This window comes from Nocardia sp. CNS-044 (genome assembly GCF_059570515.1).
This window is the reverse complement of sequence record NZ_JCANSX010000005.1, coordinates 1,700,572-1,722,590: the sequence shown is the minus strand read 5'-3', so window position 1 is coordinate 1,722,590 and position 22,019 is coordinate 1,700,572. Positions and strand designations below refer to the sequence as shown.

Below are 22,019 nucleotides of genomic sequence, written 5' to 3'. Positions count from 1 at the left end.
GCCGTTTTCGGCACATACTGGGATATTCGCTGGTCACGACTGAGAACCACAGCTGGGCGTCAACGAGCGGAGGGCAGCAGCATGACGATTCTGCTCCAGGTACTCGAGCAGAGCTTCACGCCGACTACGCATTGGGAACGACGCAAGTACACCTTCGTCAACGCCGCCAAGATCGTCGGGATGCGTCTCGACGGCGAGTGCGGTGTGTGGCTGGACCTGTCACGCCCCGGGGAATCACAGCACCTCGCGCACACCCCGGACCCGCATCAGGCGATCACGTTCCTGCTCACCACTTTCGCCAAGATCGCCGAGTGCGAGGAGCGCGGCGGCTCGTGGTTGATCGGGCACGACGGCGCGCACCACGAGTCCATCGCGGCCACCCGATACCCGCCGCGGGCCAGCGAGGTCGCCGATGACGACCTGCTCGCGCGCGCCTGGTTGTGAGCAAACCTCGCCGCTGATCGGCGCCGTCCCGGCGAAGCCCTCGGATGTCGGTGCCCCCGAGTACAACTGGCGCCGTGCGCATCCGTGGTCGTTTGCTCGTGCCGCTTCTCGCGGCGCTGCTGCTTGTCGGCTGCGGCGGGTGGCCTGCCGGACCGGTGGCCCCCGCGCCGGGTAGTCCGAGCCGAGCCCAACTCGAAGAGCTGCTCGCCGAGGTGCGGGTGGTCGCCGAGCGGCCGCGGCCCGGCGGGTACGAGCGCGGCTGCGGGAATGGACAGGCTTGCGTCTTCGGGCCGTCCTGGAGCGACGACTACGACGGCCCCGGCGGGCACGACGGCTGCGACACCCGCAACAACGTGCTCGCCGCCCAGCTCAGCGACGTGCGTTTCCGCGCGGGCACCCGGGACTGTGTCGTCGTGTCCGGCACTCTCGACGACCCATACACCGGTGAACGGAGCGCGTTCCGCAAGGCCGATGCCCGCGCCGTGCAGATCGACCACGTCTACCCGCTCGCGGCCGCCTGGGACATGGGCGCGTTCGCTTGGCCGCCGCAGCGCCGCGTGCGGTTCGCCAACGACGTCGAGACGAATCTGCTGGCCACCGCGGCGGGCGTCAACCAGGCCAAAGGCGACAGCACGCCCGCGGAATGGCTGCCGCCGTCGCGCGCGAACCACTGTTTCTACGCGGGCCGCTACCTCACTGTCGCGGTGCGCTACGAACTGCCGCTGACCGCGGCCGACAACGCCACGCTGCACGACATCGCACGCACGTGTCCATGACGCCGGTCCGTCGACCAGAGGTGCTATCGACGGACCGGGCGCCTTCGTTCCAGCAGGATGCCGCCCGTTGCCGCGGCGGCCGCGCTACCTCGTCGTAGGCGTCTCGCACTCGCCGACCGACTACTGCGCGCCCGTGGCGACCGGACGTTTGGGATCGTTCGACCACTGCGACCAGGAGCCCGGGTACAGCGCGGCCTCGACGCCCGCGACCGCGAGCGCGGCGACCTGGTGGGCGGCGGTGACGCCGGAACCGCAGTACACCGCGACCGGGCCGGAGCCGAAACCCGCGAAGCGCTCGCGCAATTCGGCCGCGGCGCGGAAACGTCCGTCGGCGGCCAGGTTCTCGGCGGTCGGCGCGCTCACCGCGCCGGGGATGTGTCCGGCTTTCGGGTCGACCGGCTCGATCTCGCCGCGGTACCGCTCGCCCGCGCGGGCGTCGAGCAGCACGCCCTTCCACTTCGCGACGGCGTCGGCGTCGACCACCGGCAGCTGGCCGGGCCGCAGTTCGACGTCGCCGGGTTCCGGATCGGGTTCGGCGCCCGCGGCGAGTTCGCCGCCCGCGTTCGTCCAGGCGGGCAGGCCGCCGTCGAGAATGCGCACGTCGGCGATGCCCGCCCAGCGCAGCAGCCACCAAGCCCGTGCCGCGGCCATGCCGCCGGTCGCGTCGTAGACGACCACCGGATCGCCGGTGCGGATGCCCCAGCTGCGCGCGCACTTCTCCAGCTGCGCGATGTCGGGAAGCGGATGCCGTCCGCGCGCGGGTGAGGGCGGTGCGGCCAGCTCGGTCTCCATGTCGACGAAGACCGCGCCGGGAATGTGGCCCTCCAGATAGTGCTGCGGCCCGTCCGGGTCGCCCAGTGCCCATCGCACATCGAGCAAGCGAACCCGCTTGTCCGCCAATGTTTCCCGAAGGTCCCCCGCAGAGATCAGTACCGCGCTCAACCCAGCTCCTCGTCCAGTTTCTCTCGCGCGCCGACCGTCTCACCTTAATCGACACCGCACGACGACGTCGTCGATAGCGGCGCATGTTCGGAGCGAATGCTGAGGTACGCCTGCGCACCGCGCGCCGCGGATGTGCGGGCTCGCGCGATATACCCATCGGTAGGAAGTCGGTCCAGTTTCCCGGCACTGGCCGGTGACACGCCGTCCGACCAGCGGCATCATCCGAACAATGGCCACGATTTCCACGCCCGCCGGGCTGGCACAACCGCTCGGGGCGGGCGCGGTGACGGCGCTCGTCGGGTTCACCAGTTCGTTCGCGGTGGTGCTGAGCGGGTTGACGGCGGTCGGCGCCACCGCGGCCCAAGCCGCGTCCGGACTCCTCGCGCTGTGCGTCACCCAGAGCATCGGGATCATCCTGCTCAGCTACCGCTACCGGATGCCGATCACGCTGGCCTGGTCGACGCCCGGCGCCGCGCTGCTCGCGGGGGCGGGCACGATCGCGGGGGGCTGGCGGGCCGCGCTCGGGGCTTTCGCGCTCACCGGGGTCCTGATCGTGATCACCGGCCTGTGGCAGCGGCTTGGGAATCTGGTCGCGGCGATTCCGGTCGAGATCGCGCAGGCCATGCTGGCGGGCGTGCTGTTGCCGATGTGCCTCGCGCCGGTGAAGGCGGTGGCGACCAGCCCGGCGGTGGTGGTTCCGGTGATCGCGGTGTGGCTGGCGCTCCAACGTTTCGCCAAGCGCTGGGCGGTGATCGCCGCGTTCGTCGTCGCCGCCATCGGCGCCGCGGTGAGCATCGTTGTCGAGCATCGCGAACTCGATCTCACCGCCATGGCGCCGACAGTGGAACTCGCTCTGCCGCAGTGGAATTGGCAAGCGATGATCGGCATCGCCATCCCGCTCTACATCGTCACCATGGCCTCGCAGAACATTCCGGGCACGGCGGTGATGCGGTCGTTCGACTACCGGGTGCCGTGGCGCGCGGCGATGACAGTCACCGGTATCGGCACCATTCTCGGCGCACCGGCGGGCGGCCACGCCATCAATCTGGCCGCGATCAGCGCCGCCCTGTCCGCCGCGCCCGCCGCGCATCCGGACCCGAAGCGCCGGTGGATCGCGGCCTGCACCGCGGGGGTCGCCTACCTGCTGCTCGCGCTCGGCTCCGCGGCGCTGGTCACCCTGGTGGCCGCCGCGCCGGAGGGGACGTTGGAAACGGTGGCCGGGCTGGCGCTGCTGGCGACCCTGGCGGCGGCGCTGGCGGGTGCTCTGCGCTCCGAACAGCACCGGGAAGCGGGGGTGATCACCTTCGTCATCGCCGCGTCCGGTGTCGGATTCCTCGGCATCGGGGCCGCGTTCTGGGCGTTGCTCGCCGGGTTGATCGTGCGGCGGGTGCTGGATACGCGAGCCGCGCCGGAGGCGACCGTCAGCGGAACACCGCAGGCGCTCGCCAGCCCTGCGCGCGCTACATCCGACTGAGCAGGGTGAGTGGGTCTTCCAGCAGTCCGGCGGTGGTCGCGAGGAAGCGCGCGGCCAGTTCGCCGTCGATCATGCGGTGGTCGAAGCTGACGCCGAGCGTGGTCACCCAGCGGACGGCGAGTTCGTCGCGGAACACCCAGGGCCGCTTGCGGATCGAACCGAGGCACAGGATCGCGGCCTCGCCGGGATTGACCAGCGGCACCCCGGCGTCGACGCCGAAGACGCCGACGTTCGTGATGGTGAAGGTGCCGCCGCGCAGGTCGGCCGGAGTCGCCGAGCCGGAGCGCGCGGTCTCGGCCAGCCAGCCGATCTCGCGGCACAGGTCGCGCAGGCTGAGCGATTGCGCCTCTTTGAGATTGGGCACCAGCAGGCCGCGGTCGGTGGCCACCGCGATGCCGAGATTCACGTAGTGCTTGGTGACGATCTGCTGATTCGCCTCGTCCCAGTACGCGTTGACGCCGGGGAAGTCCGCGATGGCGGCCAGCGTCGCCTTGGCGACCAGCGCCAGCGGCGTGAGCGTCAGTCCCGCAAAGGATTTGGTGGTGCGCAGGTGGTCGAGTAGTTCCATCGACGCGGTGCAGTCGATCGTGACGAAGGCGCTGGCCTGCGGAATCGTCCGCGCGCTCACCACCATGGCCGCCGCGGTGCGCTTGCGGATGCCGGTGATCGGCGCACGCTCCTCGCGCACCGCGGGGCGGATCACGCCGGCGTTCGGCTCGGTCACCGGCTGCGCGGGGCGGTTCACGGGCGCGATATCGGTTCTGGGCGCGGCGATTCGGGGTTGCGAGACGGGCACGGCGCCGCGCACGTCGTCGACCGTCACCGCTCCGTTCGGGCCGGAGCCCGCGACGAACCACAGGTCGATGCCGAGTTCCTTGGCCAGTTTGCGCGCGGCGGGCGTTGCCGCGGCGCGTCCTTCCGGCGCGGGCCTGCGCCGCCGCGACTCGGCTTCGCCTTCCGGTCCGTAACCGACGAGCACCGAGGTGCGGCCGTTGCCGTCGGCGGTGTCCGGCGACGACGGGACGGCCTCGGTCGCGTCGGCCTCGGAGGACGGCGGGACCGGCGCTTGTGTCGCGTCAGTGCCGGGAGACGGCGGAAGCGGGGCTCGGATCGCGGCGGACTCCCGAGCGGCGGAAGGCGACGACTCGACCCGCACCCGGATCAGCGGCGCGCCCACCTCGACCGTCTCCCCTGGCTCGGCGAGCAACTCCTCGACCCGTCCCGCGAACGGCGAGGGCAGCGCCACCACGGCCTTGGCGGTCTCGACCTCCGCGATCGTCTGATTCAGCTCGACACTGTCGCCGACGGCCACCGACCAGGACACCACTTCGGCCTCGGAAAGACCCTCCCCGAGATCCGGGAGCCGGAATTCCAGAACGTGGCCGTCGTCTTCCACGGGGCGCCTCTCGGATCGGGTCGGCGGTCAGGCGGCGAGCGAACGGTCGACCGCGGCGAGGATGCGATCGGCGTCGGGCAGGTGGTGCTTCTCGAGCTTAGCCGGGGGGTAGGGGATGTCGAACCCGCCGACGCGCAACACCGGCGACTCCAGGTGATAGAAGCAGCGTTCGGTGATCCGTGCCGCGATCTCGGCGCCGAGCCCACCGAAGACGGGAGCCTCGTGCACGATGACCAGCCTGCCGGTCTTGTCCACCGATTCCTCGATGGTGTCGAAATCGATCGGCGCGAGGCTGCGCAGATCGATGACCTCGAGCGAATGTCCTTCCTCCGCGGCGATTCTGGCCGCCGTGAGCGCGGTCGCGACGGTGCCGCCGTAGGCGACGAGAGTGGCGTCCTCGCCGGTGCGACAGACCCGGGCCCGATCCATCGCCAGCTCCGGCGGTGCGTCGAAGTCGACGTCGGCCTTGTCCCAGTAGCGGCGCTTCGGCTCGAAGAAGATGACCGGATCGTCCAGCGCGATCGCTTGGCGCACAAGGTGATACGCGTCGGACGGATTGCTCGGCGTCACCACCCGCAGCCCCGCGGTGTGCGCGAAGTAGGCCTCCGGCGATTCGGAGTGGTGTTCCACCGAACCGATGCCGCCGCCGAACGGTATGCGAATCGTGATGGGCGCGATCACCTTTCCTTTGGTCCGGTAGTGGATCTTGGCCACCTGGGAGACGATCTGGTCGAACGCCGGATAGACGAACCCGTCGAACTGGATCTCGCAGACCGGCCGGAACCCGCGCAGCGCCATGCCGAAAGCCGTTCCGACGATGCCGGATTCGGCCAGCGGGGTGTCGACGACGCGGTTGTTGCCGAAGTCCTTCTGCAAGGTGTCGGTCACCCGGAAGACGCCGCCGAGCTTGCCGATGTCCTCGCCCATGAGCACAACCTTGGGATCGTCTTCCAGCGCCCGGCGCAGCCCGGTGTTCAGCGCGTTGGCGAAGGTGGTGATCATGGTCGGACTCCTTCCGGTCGCGCGGAGGACGCACCGGGATCGCCGGTCAGGTACTCCGCGTACTCCCGCCGCTGTTCGTCGAGCAGCGAGTGTGGTGTCGCGTAGACGTGGTCGAACAGCTCCATCGGCGCCGGGTCCGGCATCTCGATGGTCGCGGCGCGCAGCTGTCGCGCGACGTCGTCGGCATGGGCGGTGACCTGCCGCGCCCAGTCCTCGTCGAACTGCCCCTCCCGCTCCAGGAGCCTGCGCACCCGGTCGATGGGATCGCGGCGCTTCCACTCCTCGGTCTCGGCCGCGGCGCGGTACCGGGTGGGGTCGTCGGCGGTGGTGTGCGGACCCATCCGGTAGGTGAGCGCCTCGATGAAGGACGGCCCGCCGCCCGAACGCGCCCGCGCCACGGCCTGCCTGGTCACCGCGAGCACGGCGAGCACGTCGTTGCCGTCGACCTGAACGCCGGGCATGCCGTAGCCGTAGGCGCGGCGGGCGATCGGCGTCGCGCTCTGGATCCGCACGGGAGCGCTGATCGCCCAGTGGTTGTTCTGGCAGAAGAACACCACCGGCGCGCTCCAGCTCGCGGCGAAGCCGAGCGCCTCGGCGATGTCGCCCTGGCTCGTCGCGCCGTCACCGAAGTAGGCGATGGTGGCGATCTCGGCGCCGTCCAGGTTCGCGGCGTAGGCGTATCCGGTGGCGTGCAGGCCCTGCGAGCCGACCACGATGTTCGGGTTGGTCATGTTCACCGCGCCGGGGTCCCAGCAGGAGTGCGCCGCGCCGCGCCACAGCCGGGTGAGCTCGGTGGGCGAGACGCCGCGGCAATAGGCGACGGCGGCTTCGCGGTAGCTGCAGAACACGTAGTCGTCGGCGTGGAGGGCGCGCGCCGAACCGACCTGCGCGGCTTCTTGGCCGAACAACGGCGGCCACAGACCCAGCTGGCCTTGGCGCTGCAACGCGGTCGCCTCGACGTCGATGCGGCGACTCACCACCATGTCCTCGTACAGCGCGCGCAGCTGATCCGGGCCGACATCGGCGACGAGCGCCGCGTGCTGACGATCGAGAACGCGGCGGCCGTCGGGCTGGATCAACTGCACCGGGTATGTGGGCTTGTCCGCCATGACCGCTCGCCTCCTCATCCTGCGCCGAGCACGATGTGTCCTACCTCACAGCATCCACGAGAAAGCGGTCTGCGCAAGTGACCGGTAGACCAATGGGCAGAATGCTCAAATCGGTGGGCCACGGTGGTGTCATACTGCGTTGTATGTCCAGTAAGGAACCCGTCGACGCCACGTTGGACGCCACCGATGCGCGCCTGCTGCTGGAGCTGGTCGCCAACCCGAGGGCGACCGGCGTGGAGCTGGCGAACCGGCTCGGCCTGTCCCGCAACACCGTGCAGGCGCGGCTGTCTCGCTGGGAGGCCAGCGGGGTGCTCGGCAGTTTCGAACGGCGGGTGCGGCCGCGAGCGCTTGGCTATCCACTCGCCGCGTTCGTCGCGGTGGTCGTCGATCAGCACCAATTGGACTCGGTGGTGGACGAACTCGCCGAGGTCCCGGAGGTCACCGAGGTGTGCGGCATGACCGGACTCACCGACCTCACCGTCCGCGTCGTCGCCCAGGACGCCGACGACCTGTATCGAATCGCCGGACAGATCCTCAAGATTCCCGGGGTGGAGCGGACCAACATGGCGCTGGTCATGCGGGAGCTGGTGGGGCCGCGGACCGCGCCGTTGCTGGATCGGCTGGCCGGGTCGAGCTGATCGCCGTGCCCGCTACTGTGCGGGTATGGAGATTTCGGGCAAGGTCGCGATCGTCACGGGGGCGGGAGCGGGTATCGGTGCGGCGCTGGCTCGGCGGCTGGCCGAGCGCGGAGCGCGCGTCGTGGTCGCCGACCTGGACGGCGAGTCGGCTGCTGCGGTAGCGGAATCCATTGGCGCCCAGGCGGTATCGGTGGGCGGCGACGTCTCCGACGAGCAGGTCGTCCGATCACTGATCGATCGCGCCGAGGCCGAATTCGGCCCGGTGGACTTCTATTTCGCCAACGCGGGCATCGGCGGCGGTCCCGGACTGGAGAGCACCGACGAGCAGTGGTCGGCCGCGCTGGAGGTGAACGTGCTGGCGCACGTGCGCGCCGCTCGGCTGCTCGTCCCCGGTTGGGTGGCGCGCGGCGAGGGATATTTCGTCGTCACGGCGTCGGCTGCGGGGCTGTTGACCCAGATCGGCTCGGCGCCGTACTCGGTCACCAAACACGCCGCGGTCGGTTTCGCCGAATGGCTCTCGGTCACCTACGGGGACAACGGGATTCGAGTCAGCTGCGTGTGCCCGATGGGCGTCGACACCAAGCTGCTGCACGGCGATCTGATCCCCGGCGACGAGGCGGCCGCCGCGATGGCGATCAAGGCGGTCACGTCGGCGGGCGCGGTGCTCTCGCCCGAAGAGGTCGCCGATGTGGTCTTGGCGGGCGTCGAGGCCGAGCAGTTCCTGATCCTCCCCCACCCGGAGGTGCTGGAGATGTACCGCCGCAAGGGCGCCGACTACGACCGCTGGCTGGCGGGCATGCGCCGGTTCCAGAGCGCGCTGCGCGGATAGCCGCGCGCTGCCGCGGCTCGAGCTCTTCGAGGGAACCGTCAGTCGGTGACGAGTTCGGCCGCGGCAGTACGGACGACCTCCGGGATCTCGACCGGCTTGCGGGTCTCGGCGTCCACGTAGACGTGCACGAAGACGCCCGTGGCCGCGAGCTCGAGCGAACCGTCGGCGTCGCGGAAGATCGCCAGGTCGTAGGTGATGCTGGAGCGGCCGAGCCGGGATATCCGCAGGCCGACCTGCAGCTGGTCGGGGAAGCTGATCGAGCCGAGGTACTGGCAGGAGGTCTGCGCGACCACGCCGAGCGCGGGCAGCTCCCTGATGTCGGTGCCCGTCGCGTGCATCAACCAGGCGTTCACCGCGGTGTCGAAGTACGAGTAGTACGTCACGTTGTTCACGTGGCCGTAGTGGTCGTTGTCCGCCCACCGGGTCGGCATCGGCCAGAGCACGGGATACTGCTGCGTCACCCGGCCGACGATAGCTCAGCGTGGGCGGCGCCCTGCCGGTGGTCGCGCGGACTCACCCCGAAGTGGCGTTTGAAGGCGGCGCTCAGCGCGAAGGCCGAACCGTAGCCGACCTGGCGCGCGATGGCCTCGATGGTGGCATCCGACTCCTGGAGCAGATCGGCGGCCAGCGCGAGGCGCCATTCGGTGAGGAAGGCCATCGGCGGCTCGCCGACCAGGTCGGTGAACCGCCGAGCCAGCGCGGCGCGCGAGACGCCGACCGTCTCGGCCAGGCTCGCGACGGTCCAGCCGTGCGCGGGATTGTGCTGGAGCAAGCGCAGGGCCTTGCCGACCAGCGGATCGCTGTAGGCGTGGTACCAGGCGGGTGCGTCGTTGCGGGCGAACCAGGCGCGCAGCGCGGCGATCAGTACCAAGTCGAGAAGGCGGTCCAGCACCGCGCCTTGGGCGGGCTGGTCCTTGGTCGCCTCGTCGGCGAGGATGTCGAGCAGGCGGCTGTCGAAATCGCCGTGCGACAGCACCGCGATCGGCGGCAGGGCGCGCAGCAGCCGCTGGCTCGCCGCGCCCGCCGACTCGTAGGTGCCGGTGACCATCATGGTCGCGCCCTCCGGGTCGGTGCCCCACTGACGCACGCCGAGACTCAATGTCTCGCAGAGGATCTCACCGTCGGGCGTCTTCGTGATCTGGCCCGGATGGATGATGATCTGCGGTGGCGTCGCTGGATCGTCGGCGACGGTGTAGGGATGCGGGCCGCGGAAGATGGCGACGTCGCCCGCGAGCAGTTGGCGCGGCTCGCTCTTGGCCGAAACCTTGCTCGCCCGAGGCGAATTCGAGGTGCCGTCCGGGACGATCCAGGCGGTGCCGCGGATCATCGAGAGCACGGTGAGCGGCGCTTCGTCCTGGATGCGCAACGACCACGGCGGATCCAGCAGCGAACACATCAGGAACGCGCCCCTCGCGCGTGGGCCTTCGAGCAGACTGGCGAGCGCATCCACGTCTCCAACAGTAGACGCACGCGCATGGTCGCGAGCGGCTGAACTATGTTTCGTCTCGGCTCGAGACGGTGTACTCGAATCATGAACAGCAACGACAGCCGACAGCCCCGCATCCTCGTCACCGGCGGCACCGGAAAGACCGGTTCCCGGGTGGTGTCCCGGCTCCTGGCGGGTGGCCACGAAGTCCGTATCGGGTCCCGTTCCGCGGAGATTCCGTTCGACTGGACCAACCGCGCCACCTGGGGACCGGCGCTCGCCGATGTGGACGCCGCCTACCTGGCCTACCAGCCCGATCTCGCCGCGCCGGGAGCGCCGGACGTCATCCGGGCGTTCGCCGCGGCCGCGAAGACGGCCGGTGTGGGCAAGTTGGTGCTGCTGTCCGGGCGCGGCGAACCCGAGGCGCTGGAGTGCGAGCGGATCGTGCGCGAATCCGGGCTCGACTGGACCGTGGTGCGCTGCGCCTTCTTCGCCCAGAACTTCAGCGAGGGCGCGTTCGCGGACTACATCCCGTCCGGAACGGTCGCGCTGCCCAACGGCGACGTACCGGAACCGTTCGTACACGCCGACGACATCGCCGACGTGGCGGTCGCCGCGCTGACCGAGCCGGGGCACGACGGCGAAGTCTACGAACTCACCGGGCCGCGGGCGTTGTCCTTCGCCGAGGCGACCGCCGAGATCGCCGCGGCCACCGGCCGCGACATCCAGTTCATCCCCCTCACCCGCACGGAATTCGTCGCGGGGCTGACGGAATACCAGGTTCCGGCCGACGAGGTCAGCCTGCTCGACTACCTGTTCGGCACGCTTCTCGACGGACGGAACTCGGCGGTCACGGACGGTGTGCGGCGGGCGCTCGGGCGAGAGGCCAAGGATTTCGGCGACTTCGTCGCGGAGACGGCGGCGGCCGGGGCATGGGCGGGGGCGGAGGTACCGGTGCGGTGATCCGAGGGTTCGCGGCTCGAAGAGCGTCAGGGACAACAGGATTGGAGCAGGAGTCATTGTCGACTCGACTGAGTCCAGTTGATGCGGTCCGCTGGTTCGGCGCGGAATAGCGGATGCCACCAGCCTGTTGAAATTGTCGGAAGCGAAATGTACCCACCCGCGGACGTGGAGCTCAACGGAGCGCCCCACGCAACCGGACCAGCCCGGGCCGACGATGTCCCGAACCGGCCCCGTGGGTGGGTGCTGCGGGACCCGCCCACTCCCAGCGCGGGTCCACTGGCGAACCGAGCTATCAGTGGGCGTCGTCCGTGGCCTTGGCGCTGAGGTCGGGCGCGGAGGGGGCCGGGGCGACGACGCCCGCCTTCCAGCAGCAGAGCAGCACCGCGACGAGGGGCACGAGCATGGCCGCGGTGAGGGGAACCAGTTCGGTGAGCCAACCGATGACGGCAGGCCCCGCGAGCAGGCCGAAGTAACCGAGGCCGAAGACGCGAGCCATGTCGGTGGCGGCGGTGCTGGTTCCGAGATTGCCTGCGGCGGTGAAGATCTGGGGGACGCTGCCGGAGAGGCCGAGGCCGCAGAGCGCCCAGCCGACAAGGGTCAGCGGTGTCCAAGCGGACAGCATGATGACACCGAGGCCGAGGGCGGCGAGCAGGGTTCCGTAGCGGACCACGGCGACCCGCCCGAACGCGCCGCTGACGCGGTCGGCGGCGAAGCGACCCGCGGTCATGGTCACCGAGAACGCGCCGAACGCCAGCGCGGCGGTGGCTTCGTCGACGCCGAGGTGGTCGCGCATCTGCAACGTGCTCCAGTCGGCGGCGACGCCTTCGGCGAGCAGCACTGCGAAAGCGATAGCGGCCAGCGCCAACACCTTTCGTCGGTGTCCGGGTTCCGGCACGTCGGCGGCGTCCTCAGTATGCGCGGGGCCGATGACTTCCGAGCTGGGTGGTTCGGGCCGCTGGGGCGCGGCCGGATCGGCCAGTAGACGCGGCACGCTCGCGACGACCAGCGCGACACAACTCGCCGAGGCCAGGACGAGAGTGACGCGCACGTCCCAGCCCGCGCGCAACGCGGCGGCGCCGAGCAGGGAACCCAGCAGGCCGCCGCCGGAGAACAGGGCGTGGAATGCCGACATGATCGGCCGCCCGTAGGCCCGCTCGACCTGCACCGCTTGGGCGTTCATCGAGACGTCGAGTGCGCCGTTGCCGAAGCCGAAACAGGCCAGCGCCACCGCCAGCGACACCGGGCCGGTCGCGAAGCCGGGACCGAGCACGGCTGTCGACGCGACGAGCGCGGCCACGCCCACCAGCCTCCTGCTGCCGAACCGGTCCGCGAGCGGGCCCGCGATGCGCATGCCGACGATCCCCGCGCCCGCCATGAGCAGGATGAACATGCCCAGCGTCGAATGCGAGACGCCCGTCCGATCGGTGATGACCGGGATGTGCACGACCCACATCGCCAGCAGGGCACCGTTCGCACCGAATACGGTGAACACCGCGCCGCGCGCCGTGCGTGTTCGACCGTCGACCGTTTTGGCTGGCACCAGTTCGACGGTACCGGTGTTCGGCTTCCGGCTTGGTCGATCGCGGACGACGCTGGCGAAACCCCGCGCTCGCAGCGCCTACAGGTACATCCCCGACTCCGGTTCGGGTGCGGTGGTATCGAGACTGGGCACGCCGCCTTGGAGGGCGATGAGTTCGGCGAGGGAGAAACCGTCGTCGGGGATCGGGGCCGGGTGGTCGCCGAGCCAGCGCCGCGCCTCGGTCGCGGAGAGGCGGCCGATCTCGAGTTGGGCGAGGCAGCGGCCGGGACGCGTGACGGCGGGGTGCAGGCGGGACAGGTCCTCGTTGGTGGTGATGGCGACGAGCACATCGCGACCTTGCCCGAGCATCCCGTCGGTCAGGTTCAGCAGACGCGAGAGCCCCTGCCCCGCCGAGGCTTTCGCTTCGGCACGGATGAGCTCGTCGCAGTCCTCCAGCACCAGCAGGCGCCAGCGGCGGCGCTCGTCGTCGACCTCGGTGGCGGCCGACATGAGGTAGCCGGGCTGACTGAACAGCATGTCCGGATCCAGCACGCAGTCGACCTGGCACCACGGCTGCCACGCTCTGGCCAGCGCGCGCAGCGCCGTGGTCTTTCCGGTGCCCGGCGGCCCGTGCAGCAACAGGAGCCGACCGCGAATATCGTTGGGCGACAGCGCCATCAAACGATCCAGTGCGGCCGCGGCCGAGTCAGGATAGTTGCGGCGGATGTCCGACCAGACCGGTGTCTCGATGTCGTGTTGACGCCGCCGCGGTCCCTGCTGGTTGTGCAGGTACCAGAACCCCATCTCGATGCCGTCCACCACCTCGGACGGCTCCTCGGCGTCGCGGATCGCCTCGGCCAGAACATCGTTGGCCAGCTCGTCGGTGACGGCGGTGACCTCGACGACGGCGGAACGGTCGGCCCAGCGGTCCGCGCGCAGCGTCCAGCCGTCGCCGACCACCAGGATCGAGCGGCTGTTGTCCTCCTCGATGGCGCGGGCGATCCGCGAACCCGGCGGGCGCAGCGGCGCGTCGGCGCGCACGCGTTCGAGCTGTTTCTTGCGGTAGCGACCCTGTTCGCCTTGGACGAAAGGGGTCAGCGCGAGCACGTCGAGCACATCGCGCGGCGAGTAGTACGAATCCAGTGCGACGGACCACCGTAGGCTCTCGGCCGGATCGGCCGGCCCCGGCTCGGGCCCGACCAACCGAAGTGGTTCCTTGCGTTCCAACATTCCGACCATGATCGGCGTGTCGGACCGGCGACGTCCACCGAATTAAACGCGAAGCAGCCCCCGCTCCGGTGGAACGAGGGCCGCTTACCTGGTGCCTTACAGCGCCTTCAGTTCCTCGGTGACCGCACCGACGGACTTCTTGGCGTCGCCGAACAGCATCGAGGTGGTGTCGGCGTAGAACAGCGGGTTGTCGATGCCGGCGAAGCCGGAGTTCATCGACCGCTTGAGCACGATGACCGACTTGGCCTGGTCGACGTTGAGCACCGGCATGCCGTAGATCGGGCTGGAGGCGTCCTCGCGGGCGGCCGGGTTGGTGACGTCGTTGGCGCCGATGACCAGGGCGACATCGGTGCGGCCGAACTCGCCGTTGATGTCGTCCATTTCCTTCATCGCGTCGTAGGAGACCTCGGCCTCGGCCAGCAGCACGTTCATGTGCCCGGGCATCCGACCGGCGACCGGGTGGATGGCGTACTTGACCTCCACACCCTTCTTCTCCAGCAGCTCGGCCATCTCCTTGACCGCGTGCTGGGCCTGCGCGACGGCCATGCCGTAGCCGGGGACCACGATGACCTGGTTGGCATACGCCATCTGGATCGCGGCGTCCGCGGCCGAGGTGGCCTTGGCCTGCTTCTGCTCGCCGCCACCGGCGCCAGGCGCGGTGCCGCCGCCACCGAATCCACCGGCGACGATGGCCGGGATGGACCGGTTCATGGCCTTGGCCATCAGGTTGGTCAGGATGGTGCCGGACGCGCCGACGATCATGCCCGCCACGATCATCGCGGTGTTGTTCAACGCCAGACCCGCCGCGGCGGCCGACAAACCGGTCAACGCGTTGAGCAGCGAGATGACCACGGGCATGTCCGCGCCACCGATCGGCAGCACCACCATCAACCCGAGCACACCGGCGGCGAGGAGCAGCAGCACCATCCACCACCACGGCGCACCACCGTCGGCGGCGCCGATGCCGATCACCACGGCCGCGACGATCGCGACCACCAACAGCAGCAGATTCAGCGGCTGCTGCAGGCGGCCGATCCCGATCGGCTTGCCCGGCAGGATCTCCTGCAACTTGCCGAAGGCGATCAGCGAGCCCCAGAACGACACCGAACCGATGATCGCGGCGAACAGCGAGCCCACGATGATGTGGACCGTCGGTTCCTCACCGTGCTTGAAGTTGGAAAAGCCCGTGGTATCCAGGAACTCGGCCCACGCGATGAGCGCGACCGTGCCACCGCCGACACCGTTGAACGCGGCCACCAGCTGCGGCATGGCGGTCATCTTGGTGTACTTCGCGGGCGGCACACCCAGCACCACACCGAGCACCAGACCGGCGACGATCAGGATCCAGTTGGAGGTGTCGCGCACCGCGATCAACGTCGCGACCACGGCGATGCCCATACCGACGGCGGCGATCCAGTTGCCGCGCACCGCGGTCTTCGGGCCGGTCAGGCCCATCAGACCGTAGATGAACATCGCGAAGGCGACGATGTAGAGAATGTTGACCAGGTTGTCCATAGCTTTACTCGCCCGCCTTCTCCGCCGCGGCGACCGGCTTCTTGGCCTTGAACATGCCCAGCATCCGGTCGGTGACCACGAAACCACCGATGACGTTCAGCGTTCCGAAGACAACGGCGACGAACAGAATGATCTGGATGCCGATCGAGGGGTTCTCCACCCGGCCCAACGTCACCAGCGCACCCAGCACCACGATGCCGTGAATGGCGTTGGTGCCCGACATCAGCGGGGTGTGCAAGGTGTTGGGGACCTTGGAGATGACGGCGAAACCGACGAACCCGGACAGCACCAGGATCGCGATGTTCGCCAGCAGTTCGGTATACATCAGTTCACCTCACGAGTGACGCAGGAGTCCGCGAGAACCTGATCCTCGAAGTCGGGGGCGACCTTGCCATCCACGAGCATCAGTTCCAGCAGGGCCGCGATGTTCTTGGAGTACAGCTCGCTGGCGTGCTCCGGCATGGTCGCGGGCAGGTTCAGCGGCGAGGCGATGGTGACGCCGTGCTTGACCACGGTCTGTCCCGGCTCGGTCAGCTCGCAGTTGCCGCCGGTCTCACCGGCCAGGTCCACGATCACGCTGCCCGGCTTCATGCCCTCCACCGCGGCGGCGGTCACCAGCCGCGGCGCGGGACGACCCGGCACCAGCGCGGTGGTGATCACCACGTCGAAGCCCTTGATCGCGTCCTCGAGCGCCTGCTGCTGCTTGGCCTTCTCCTCGTCGGTCAGCTCACGCGCGTAACCGCCCTCGCCCGCGGCGTCGATGCCCAGGTCCAGCCACTGCGCACCGACCGAACGCACCTGATCGGCGACCTCGGGACGCACGTCGTAACCGGTGGTCCGGCCGCCTAGTCGCTTGGCCGTCGCCAGCGCCTGCAGACCGGCCACACCCACGCCGAGCACCAGCACGGTCGCGGGCTTCACCGTGCCCGCCGCGGTGGTCAGCATCGGGAAGAAGCGGGTCGACTCCGACGCCGCCAGCAGCACCGCCTTGTATCCGGCGACATTCGCCTGCGAGGACAGCGCGTCCATCACCTGCGCACGCGAGATACGCGGGATCGCCTCGACCGCGAAGGCCTGCACACCGGCCGACTTCAGCGCCGCGATCTGGTTCTCGGCATTGCGCGGGGCGAGGAAGCCGATCAGCGTCTGCCCGTCGGACAGCTTGGCCACCTCGGCATCGCTGGGCGGGGCCACCTTCACGACCACCTCGGCCGACCACGGATCGCCGATGGTCGCACCGGCCTCCGCGTAGGCCTCGTCGGGAATGAGCGCACCCAGTCCGGCGCCGGCTTCCACGACCACCTCGACGCCCTGCTTCAGCAGCGCCGGAATGATCTTGGGCACCAATGCGACACGCCGCTCGCCCGCGTTGGACTCGCGAACGACTCCGACACGCGCTCCGCGCGGCGACGAGTCGCCAACGTTTTGCGTTGTCTCCACTTGTCAGACTTCCTTCTCGTGCTGGCTGTTGGCCACCGACCGATGTCCGGACGAAGTTACTAACGAGTAAGTTCGCCGAAAATCCTCGCAACTGTACCCGGCTCGCCGTGAGCGTAGCTGAGATGCCCGTCACAGAACGTGGTCGGATTCCGCCCATATGCCGGATTCGAACCGCGTCGACGCGCTGTGTCGTCGCCTCCGTTCTCGCTGCGCCGACGCGAAAAACTCGACTTCGATGATCGTCCGCGCAGGTGAGGGCCACAAGATCGAACCCTCAGGTCTCTTACTTACCCACACGTCAGCGAACTGGTCAGGCGCTCGAGACCGCGACAGAGAGTGACGCGCGTCATGTTCGACAGGGGATTCGGGGTGTTCCGCGCCACTCGTACGCCGTATGGTCGCGGTGTGAACGACTGCGTCTTCTGCCGCATCGTGGCGGGTGAAGCTCCGGCTACCAAGGTCTACGAGGACGAACTGCTGTGCGCGTTCCTCGATATCCGCCCCGTCGCGCGCGGCCACACACTGGTCGTGCCGAAGCGGCACGCGGCGGAACTGGACGATCTCGACGCCGATCTCGGCGCGGAGCTCTTCCGCGCCGGGCACCGGATCGCGCTGGCCATGCGGCGCAGCAGTCTCGTCGCCGACGGCGCGAACCTGGTGATGAACGACGGCAAGGCCGCGTTCCAGACCGTCGCGCACGTGCACCTGCACGTCGTCCCGCGCAGGCACGGCGACAAGCTCAGCTTCGCCAAGGGCTTCCTGCTGCGCAGACCGAACGATCCGGAGGGCACCGCCGACGCCATCCGGGCGGGCCTCGCGACGCTGGCCCGCCAGGACGACGCCGAGGACGTGGGCACCGAGGAAGGAACGCAGGCATGACCGACCAGACATTCGACCGCACCGAGCTGACCGCGCTGCTGACCGAGCAGTGGGACGCCATCGCGGCGCTGGTCGCCGACCTGGACGAAAACCGGTGGCGCACACCGTCGAAGCTGCCCGGCTGGACCGTGTTCGACATCGTGGCACACGTGGTCGGCACCGAATCGTGGCTGCTCGGCGAGAAGCCGCCGCCGCACGATCCGATGCGCGAGAAGACCGACGTCCGTTCGCTGCCGTACGTCCGCAACGAGACCGCGGTGCTCAACGAGATCTGGGTCGACCGGCTGCGTCCGATGCCCGGCGCCCGTCTGCTCGAGCTGTTCCGTGAGGTGATGGACCGGCGGCACAAGGCGCTGGCCGAGATGGACGACGCCACATGGACCACGCCGACGGTCTCCCCGATCGGCCAGGTCCCCTACGGCCGGTTCATGCGGGTGCGGCTGTTCGACTGCTGGATGCACGAACTCGACATCGCCGACGCGCTGGACGTGCGAGTGAACGAGGGCGGCAGGCGCGGTGAGCTGGCGTTCGCCGAGTTCGCCGGATCGCTGCCGCGGGTCGTCGCCAAGCTCGGCAAGGCGCCCGCCGGGTCACGGATCACCTTCGCGCTGTCCGGCGCGCTACCGCGGACCCTGCACATCGCGGTGGACGAGCGGGCCGCCTTCGTCGACTCGTTCGACGGTGCGGCCGATGTCGAGATCGCCATGGACTCGGGGCTTTTCGTCCGGTTGGGCGGCGGTCGACGCAGTGCGGCAGAACATCTCGACGAGATCGCCGTCACGGGCAACGAAGAGCTCGGCGTCCGTTTGGTCCGCCACCTCGCGTTCACCCTCTGAGCCGGTGCGGCTCTTCCTGTCCAGCTACCGATTCGGCAAGCACCAGGACCGGCTCGCCGCACTGGTCGGCGCGCCGGGCCGGGTTGCCGTGATACCCAACGCCTGCGACGCCTGGCCGGACGCGTGGACGTCGGCGGTGACCAGCGATCTGGTTCCGTTGCGCAAGCTCGGGTATACGCCGGAGGTGCTGGATCTCCGCGAGTACGTCGGGCGCGCAGAGGAATTGGAGCATCGACTCGCCGAGTTCCCGCTGATCTGGGTACGTGGCGGCAATACCTTCGTGCTGCGTGCCCAATTCGCCCGTAGCGGAGCCGATCTCGCCTTGACGCGGTTGCTCGAAGCCGACGCGCTGGTCTACGCGGGGTACAGCGCGGGCGCTTGCCTGCTGACGCCGGACCTACACGGGCTGGAGTCGGTGGACGACCCCGCCGAGGTGGAACCGACGTGCGGTGTCGAACCGCGTTGGGACGGATTGGGTTTGGTCGATCGCCGGATCGTCCCGCACATCGACTCCCCCACCGACCCGGATGGGTTCGGCAACCGGCTCGCGGCCGAGTACCGCGCCGCCGGGGTCGCGCACTGGGCGCTCACCGACGACGACGTCGTCGTAATCGACGGCGCGCGACCACAACTCCTGCACTGACATCCCCCTTCCCCAACCCGTCGGTTCCCACACGTCGTCCGTACGCGTCACATAGTCGGTGCCTATGTGAGGCGTGCGAACGGCGTGTGGGAGCGGTCAGGTCTCGTCGGTGGGGCGGGCGCGGAAGACGATCCAGCGCATGGCGGTATACATGTAAAGGGCTTCGCAGGCGCCCGCGAGCAGCCGGGCCACGTGGTATTCGACGCCGAGCGCGGTGAGTCCGCCGCCGACGCCGAGGATGAAGGCCACGTAGTTGATCACGACGACCACGACGTACACCGCGGCCTGCCTGCCGACGGGGGCGTGCGAGTGGAAGTTGAAGGTGCGGTTGAGGACGAAGGCGAGCCCGAACGCGCAGATGTAGCCCAGTGTGATCGAGACCGGCACCGGCCAGTTCCACCAGCCGTGAAAGAGGGTGAGCAGCACCAGGTCGACGCCGAAGGTGAAGCTGTTGATCAGTGCGAAGCCGAGGAACGTCGGCGGGACGATCCGGTCCAATCCCAGGGGCAGCCGCGCGACGACGAGCTCACACCAGCGGGTGAACCGGTCGGCGAGGGAGTCGGCGGCGACGGCCAGATCGGACACGCGGCCAGCATGGCAGCGGCAGGTGTCCGCGAGGTGAGCTGTTGGCAAACGTCCGCCGAGTCGCCCCGGTCAGCCGATCTGGCCCAAGGGTTCCGGGCGGTCCAGGCTCGACCAGGCCATCAGCCAGCGGCGGCGGGTGACGTCGTCGACATCGGCGAGGAGGGCGTCCAGCAGGAGCATGGGGTCGCGGCGCCACTGGTCGGCGACCGTCGCCAGGGCTTCCTTGTCGAACAGGCCCGAGCGGTCGAGTGCGGTGAGCCAGGTACCGAACTCGCCCGCGTGGATGCCGCGCAGCGCCTCCAGATCGACGGCGCCGTCGGCGAACTCGTCGGCGAACAGCGCGCCGATGAGTTCGCGGTAGTCCGGTGATTCGACCCGCATGCCGTCAACCCTCCGAATATGTGGCAGGTCCCCGGAATGGTCGAACGATCCGTCGGCCGGGCGCGTCCACCGTCACGACGACGGTCGATCCGCGCACGGCGAGCCCCTGCACCCGGCATTCTTGCCCGGTGCGCCCGGAATTACCAGTCCGAAGTAGCGTCCGCCTGCGCTTTCGACCGATTCCACGCCCGCACCCCACTACTCTGAACAACCGTGGACCTGCATGAACTCGTCGCCGCACTGCCCGAGGGCGCGGTGCTCACCGACCCCGATTTGCTGATCGGCTACCGGCAGGACTGGGCGCGCGATCCCGGGGCCGGAACGCCCGCGGCGGTCGTCCGCGCCACGTGCACCGCGGATGTCGCGGCGACGTTGCGCTGGGCGCACGCGCACCGGGTGCCGGTGGTTCCGCGCGGCGCGGGATCCGGGCTTTCCGGCGGCGCCACGGCGGTGGACGGCGGGATCGTGCTGAGCACCGAGCGGATGCGGGCGATCACCGTCGACCCGGTCACCCGGACCGCGGTCGCGCAGCCGGGTCTGTTGAACGCCGAGGTCAAGCGGGCGGTCGCCGAGCACGGGCTGTGGTATCCGCCGGATCCCTCGTCGTTCGAGATGTGCTCGATCGGCGGCAACGCGGCGACCAACGCGGGCGGGCTGTGCTGCGTGAAGTACGGGGTCACCACCGACTACGTGCTCGGCATGGAGGTGGTGCTCGCCGACGGGACCCCCGTGCGGTTGGGCGGGCCGCGCCTGAAGGATTCCGCCGGGCTCTCGCTCACCAAGCTGTTCGTCGGCAGCGAGGGCACGCTCGGCGTGATCACCGAACTGACGCTGCGACTGCTGCCCGCGCAGCCGTCGCAGAGCACTGTGGTCGCCAGTTTCGCCTCGCTCACCGCCGCCACCGAGGCCATTCTCGGCATCACCGGCACGCTGCGGCCGTCCATGCTCGAGTTCATGGACTCCATCGCCATCAATGCCGTCGAGGACGAGATGCGGATGGGTCTGGACCGTGCCGCCGCCGCGCTGCTGGTCGCCCGGTCCGACGCGCCTGGCGAATTCGCCGCGCGCGAGGCCGAGATCATGGTCGAGGCGTGCGAAAAGGCCGGAGCCACCGAGGTTTTCCACACCGAGGACGCCGAGGAGGGCGAGGCGTTCACGGCGGCGAGGCGTTTCGCGATTCCCGCCGTGGAACGGCTCGGGCCGCTGCTGCTCGAAGACGTCGGGGTGCCGCTGCCGCGCCTCGGCGATCTGGTCACGGGCATCGCCGCCATCGCCGAACGCAACGACGTGACCGTCTCGGTGATCGCGCACGCGGGCGACGGCAACACCCACCCGCTGATCGTGCACGACCCCGCCGACGCCGAGAACACCGCCCGCGCGCACCGTGCCTTCGGCGAGATCATGGACCTCGCCATCACCCTCGGCGGCACGATCACCGGCGAACACGGCGTCGGCAGGCTCAAGAAGGACTGGCTGCCCGACCAGCTCGGCCCCGACGTGATGGCGCTGACCCAGCGCATCAAGGACGCGCTCGACCCGCACGGCATCCTCAACCCCGGCGCGATCCTCTGACGCGGAACTCGCCGACCGGGCTTATACACTCGGCGCATTCCGCGACCGGTCCACCGCCACGCAACCGCACCCCTGATGGAGTCCGGAACAATCCCGCGCACGAAGGAGTTGGCACCACCATGACCACCAGGCTCGAGCACAACGCCGCCGACACCCGATTCGAGATCTACGTCGACGACACCCTGGCCGGGTACGCCGACTACGCCGAGCGCGAGGACAGCAAGGTCCGCGACTTCCACCACACCATGACCTTCCCGGAGTTCCGCGGGCAGGGCATCGCGGCCAAGGTGGTCGAGTACGCGCTTCAGGACTCCAGGGACGCGGGCTTCTCCGTGGTGCCGACCTGCTGGTACGTCGAGAAGTACATCGCCGACCACCGCGAGTACGCGGACCTGGTCGCTTAGGCGTACCTCCGCTCCG

The 22,019-nt window shown here is 69.4% G+C and carries 24 protein-coding genes; 11 read left to right on the top strand and 13 right to left on the bottom strand.

Annotation, left to right across the window (positions count from 1 at the left end; all coding sequences use genetic code 11):
* Positions 1 to 81: 81 nt before the first annotated feature.
* Together T333_RS08515 and T333_RS08510 are read left to right on the top strand one after the other, a co-directional pair.
* Positions 82 to 444: a hypothetical protein gene (locus tag T333_RS08515; protein ID WP_354999920.1), complete on the top strand. Its 363-nt coding sequence runs from the start codon at positions 82 to 84 to the stop codon at positions 442 to 444.
* 44 nt (positions 445 to 488) lie between these two features.
* Positions 489 to 1,220, top strand: a complete 732-nt coding sequence (locus T333_RS08510) for an HNH endonuclease family protein (protein WP_496424085.1) — start codon at positions 489 to 491, stop codon at positions 1,218 to 1,220.
* 120 nt (positions 1,221 to 1,340) lie between these two features.
* Here T333_RS08510 and T333_RS08505 read toward each other — a convergent pair whose 3' ends face one another.
* Positions 1,341 to 2,150, bottom strand: a complete 810-nt coding sequence (locus T333_RS08505; protein WP_357256677.1) for a sulfurtransferase — start codon at positions 2,148 to 2,150, stop codon at positions 1,341 to 1,343.
* Positions 2,151 to 2,391: 241 nt separating this feature from the next.
* Here T333_RS08505 and T333_RS08500 point away from each other — a divergent pair, with 241 nt between their 5' ends.
* Positions 2,392 to 3,636, top strand: coding sequence for a benzoate/H(+) symporter BenE family transporter (locus T333_RS08500; protein ID WP_496424084.1), 1,245 nt, complete (start codon positions 2,392 to 2,394; stop codon positions 3,634 to 3,636).
* Here T333_RS08500 and T333_RS08495 read toward each other — a convergent pair.
* The 3 genes from T333_RS08495 to pdhA are packed head-to-tail and all read right to left on the bottom strand — an operon-like array spanning position 3,623 to position 7,143.
* Positions 3,623 to 5,032 (bottom strand): dihydrolipoamide acetyltransferase family protein, encoded by a 1,410-nt coding sequence (locus T333_RS08495; protein ID WP_496424083.1) that lies wholly within the window; start codon positions 5,030 to 5,032, stop codon positions 3,623 to 3,625. The genes T333_RS08500 and T333_RS08495 overlap by 14 nt on opposite strands.
* A gap of 27 nt (positions 5,033 to 5,059) precedes the next feature.
* Positions 5,060 to 6,034, bottom strand: coding sequence for an alpha-ketoacid dehydrogenase subunit beta (locus T333_RS08490; protein ID WP_354999924.1), 975 nt, complete (start codon positions 6,032 to 6,034; stop codon positions 5,060 to 5,062).
* Positions 6,031 to 7,143, bottom strand: coding sequence for a pyruvate dehydrogenase (acetyl-transferring) E1 component subunit alpha (gene pdhA, locus T333_RS08485; protein WP_354999925.1), 1,113 nt, complete (start codon positions 7,141 to 7,143; stop codon positions 6,031 to 6,033). The genes T333_RS08490 and pdhA overlap by 4 nt, the downstream gene beginning before the upstream one ends.
* A 143-nt stretch (positions 7,144 to 7,286) precedes the next feature.
* Between pdhA and T333_RS08480 the strand changes: the two genes are divergently transcribed.
* Positions 7,287 to 7,781 (top strand): Lrp/AsnC family transcriptional regulator, encoded by a 495-nt coding sequence (locus T333_RS08480; RefSeq protein WP_354999926.1) that lies wholly within the window; start codon positions 7,287 to 7,289, stop codon positions 7,779 to 7,781.
* Between the two features lie 25 nt (positions 7,782 to 7,806).
* Positions 7,807 to 8,610 carry an SDR family oxidoreductase gene (locus T333_RS08475; RefSeq protein ID WP_496424082.1) on the top strand — a complete coding sequence of 268 codons (804 nt, stop codon included), beginning with the start codon at positions 7,807 to 7,809 and terminating at the stop codon, positions 8,608 to 8,610.
* 38 nt (positions 8,611 to 8,648) lie between these two features.
* On the opposite strand, the gene T333_RS08470 is transcribed toward T333_RS08475, so the two are convergent.
* Positions 8,649 to 9,041 (bottom strand): acyl-CoA thioesterase, encoded by a 393-nt coding sequence (locus T333_RS08470; protein ID WP_355000522.1) that lies wholly within the window; start codon positions 9,039 to 9,041, stop codon positions 8,649 to 8,651.
* A gap of 26 nt (positions 9,042 to 9,067) precedes the next feature.
* Positions 9,068 to 10,060: an AraC family transcriptional regulator gene (locus tag T333_RS08465; protein WP_496424081.1), complete on the bottom strand. Its 993-nt coding sequence runs from the start codon at positions 10,058 to 10,060 to the stop codon at positions 9,068 to 9,070.
* A gap of 81 nt (positions 10,061 to 10,141) precedes the next feature.
* Between T333_RS08465 and T333_RS08460 the strand changes: the two genes are divergently transcribed.
* Entirely contained in the window at positions 10,142 to 10,999 is an 858-nt protein-coding gene (locus T333_RS08460) for an SDR family oxidoreductase (protein ID WP_496424080.1), read from the top strand.
* Positions 11,000 to 11,291: 292 nt separating this feature from the next.
* Here T333_RS08460 and T333_RS08455 read toward each other — a convergent pair whose 3' ends face one another.
* The 5 genes from T333_RS08455 to T333_RS08435 all read right to left on the bottom strand — a co-directional run bounded on the left by T333_RS08455 (position 11,292) and on the right by T333_RS08435 (position 16,703).
* Positions 11,292 to 12,539 carry an MFS transporter gene (locus tag T333_RS08455; protein ID WP_496424079.1) on the bottom strand — a complete coding sequence of 416 codons (1,248 nt, stop codon included), beginning with the start codon at positions 12,537 to 12,539 and terminating at the stop codon, positions 11,292 to 11,294.
* A gap of 78 nt (positions 12,540 to 12,617) precedes the next feature.
* Complete coding sequence (locus T333_RS08450) at positions 12,618 to 13,748, bottom strand: DUF5925 domain-containing protein (RefSeq protein ID WP_496424078.1); 1,131 nt, start codon at positions 13,746 to 13,748, stop codon at positions 12,618 to 12,620.
* Between the two features lie 96 nt (positions 13,749 to 13,844).
* Positions 13,845 to 15,263, bottom strand: a complete 1,419-nt coding sequence (locus T333_RS08445) for an NAD(P)(+) transhydrogenase (Re/Si-specific) subunit beta (RefSeq protein WP_354999931.1) — start codon at positions 15,261 to 15,263, stop codon at positions 13,845 to 13,847.
* Between the two features lie 4 nt (positions 15,264 to 15,267).
* Entirely contained in the window at positions 15,268 to 15,588 is a 321-nt protein-coding gene (locus tag T333_RS08440) for an NAD(P) transhydrogenase subunit alpha part 2 (RefSeq protein ID WP_141807164.1), read from the bottom strand.
* A complete protein-coding gene (locus T333_RS08435) occupies positions 15,588 to 16,703 on the bottom strand; it encodes a Re/Si-specific NAD(P)(+) transhydrogenase subunit alpha (RefSeq protein ID WP_354999932.1) in 1,116 nt (371 codons plus the stop codon). The genes T333_RS08440 and T333_RS08435 overlap by 1 nt, the downstream gene beginning before the upstream one ends.
* Positions 16,704 to 17,108: 405 nt before the next feature.
* Here T333_RS08435 and T333_RS08430 point away from each other — a divergent pair, with 405 nt between their 5' ends.
* Genes T333_RS08430 through T333_RS08420 form a run of 3 tightly spaced genes read left to right on the top strand, consistent with a single transcriptional unit; the run spans position 17,109 to position 19,061 of the window.
* Positions 17,109 to 17,582, top strand: a complete 474-nt coding sequence (locus T333_RS08430; RefSeq protein WP_354999933.1) for an HIT family protein — start codon at positions 17,109 to 17,111, stop codon at positions 17,580 to 17,582.
* On the top strand, positions 17,579 to 18,418 hold the full coding sequence (locus T333_RS08425) for a maleylpyruvate isomerase family mycothiol-dependent enzyme (RefSeq protein ID WP_496424077.1): 840 nt from the start codon (positions 17,579 to 17,581) through the stop codon (positions 18,416 to 18,418). The genes T333_RS08430 and T333_RS08425 overlap by 4 nt, the downstream gene beginning before the upstream one ends.
* Before the next feature lie 4 nt (positions 18,419 to 18,422).
* Positions 18,423 to 19,061, top strand: a complete 639-nt coding sequence (locus T333_RS08420; RefSeq protein ID WP_496424076.1) for a Type 1 glutamine amidotransferase-like domain-containing protein — start codon at positions 18,423 to 18,425, stop codon at positions 19,059 to 19,061.
* A gap of 96 nt (positions 19,062 to 19,157) precedes the next feature.
* On the opposite strand, the gene T333_RS08415 is transcribed toward T333_RS08420, so the two are convergent.
* Together T333_RS08415 and T333_RS08410 are read right to left on the bottom strand one after the other, a co-directional pair.
* Entirely contained in the window at positions 19,158 to 19,646 is a 489-nt protein-coding gene (locus T333_RS08415) for a GtrA family protein (RefSeq protein WP_496424075.1), read from the bottom strand.
* A gap of 69 nt (positions 19,647 to 19,715) precedes the next feature.
* Positions 19,716 to 20,027 (bottom strand): hypothetical protein, encoded by a 312-nt coding sequence (locus T333_RS08410; RefSeq protein WP_354999936.1) that lies wholly within the window; start codon positions 20,025 to 20,027, stop codon positions 19,716 to 19,718.
* A 213-nt stretch (positions 20,028 to 20,240) separates the two neighbouring features.
* Here T333_RS08410 and T333_RS08405 point away from each other — a divergent pair, with 213 nt between their 5' ends.
* Together T333_RS08405 and T333_RS08400 are read left to right on the top strand one after the other, a co-directional pair.
* The gene (locus T333_RS08405) at positions 20,241 to 21,599 is read left to right on the top strand and encodes an FAD-binding oxidoreductase (RefSeq protein ID WP_354999937.1); all 1,359 of its coding nucleotides are present in this window, start codon (positions 20,241 to 20,243) and stop codon (positions 21,597 to 21,599) included.
* Positions 21,600 to 21,718: 119 nt separating this feature from the next.
* Complete coding sequence (locus T333_RS08400; protein ID WP_354999938.1) at positions 21,719 to 22,003, top strand: GNAT family N-acetyltransferase; 285 nt, start codon at positions 21,719 to 21,721, stop codon at positions 22,001 to 22,003.
* The last annotated feature ends 16 nt before the right edge of the window (positions 22,004 to 22,019 follow it).

What these genes read in the sequence shown, in the direction of transcription:
- T333_RS08510 (WP_496424085.1), top strand. Translation starts at nt 489, where the DNA reads ATGTCGGTGCCCCCGAGTACAACTGGCGCCGTGCGCATCCGTGGTCGT.
- T333_RS08515 (WP_354999920.1), top strand. Translation starts at nt 82, where the DNA reads ATGACGATTCTGCTCCAGGTACTCGAGCAGAGCTTCACGCCGACTACG.
- T333_RS08500 (WP_496424084.1), top strand. Translation starts at nt 2,392, where the DNA reads ATGGCCACGATTTCCACGCCCGCCGGGCTGGCACAACCGCTCGGGGCG.
- T333_RS08440 (WP_141807164.1), bottom strand. Translation starts at nt 15,588, where the DNA reads ATGTATACCGAACTGCTGGCGAACATCGCGATCCTGGTGCTGTCCGGG.
- T333_RS08445 (WP_354999931.1), bottom strand. Translation starts at nt 15,263, where the DNA reads ATGGACAACCTGGTCAACATTCTCTACATCGTCGCCTTCGCGATGTTC.
- T333_RS08410 (WP_354999936.1), bottom strand. Translation starts at nt 20,027, where the DNA reads ATGCGGGTCGAATCACCGGACTACCGCGAACTCATCGGCGCGCTGTTC.
- T333_RS08425 (WP_496424077.1), top strand. Translation starts at nt 17,579, where the DNA reads ATGACCGACCAGACATTCGACCGCACCGAGCTGACCGCGCTGCTGACC.
- T333_RS08480 (WP_354999926.1), top strand. Translation starts at nt 7,287, where the DNA reads ATGTCCAGTAAGGAACCCGTCGACGCCACGTTGGACGCCACCGATGCG.
- T333_RS08475 (WP_496424082.1), top strand. Translation starts at nt 7,807, where the DNA reads ATGGAGATTTCGGGCAAGGTCGCGATCGTCACGGGGGCGGGAGCGGGT.
- T333_RS08490 (WP_354999924.1), bottom strand. Translation starts at nt 6,034, where the DNA reads ATGATCACCACCTTCGCCAACGCGCTGAACACCGGGCTGCGCCGGGCG.
- pdhA (WP_354999925.1), bottom strand. Translation starts at nt 7,143, where the DNA reads ATGGCGGACAAGCCCACATACCCGGTGCAGTTGATCCAGCCCGACGGC.
- T333_RS08470 (WP_355000522.1), bottom strand. Translation starts at nt 9,041, where the DNA reads ATGCCGACCCGGTGGGCGGACAACGACCACTACGGCCACGTGAACAAC.
- T333_RS08460 (WP_496424080.1), top strand. Translation starts at nt 10,142, where the DNA reads ATGAACAGCAACGACAGCCGACAGCCCCGCATCCTCGTCACCGGCGGC.
- T333_RS08450 (WP_496424078.1), bottom strand. Translation starts at nt 13,748, where the DNA reads ATGTTGGAACGCAAGGAACCACTTCGGTTGGTCGGGCCCGAGCCGGGG.
- T333_RS08400 (WP_354999938.1), top strand. Translation starts at nt 21,719, where the DNA reads ATGACCACCAGGCTCGAGCACAACGCCGCCGACACCCGATTCGAGATC.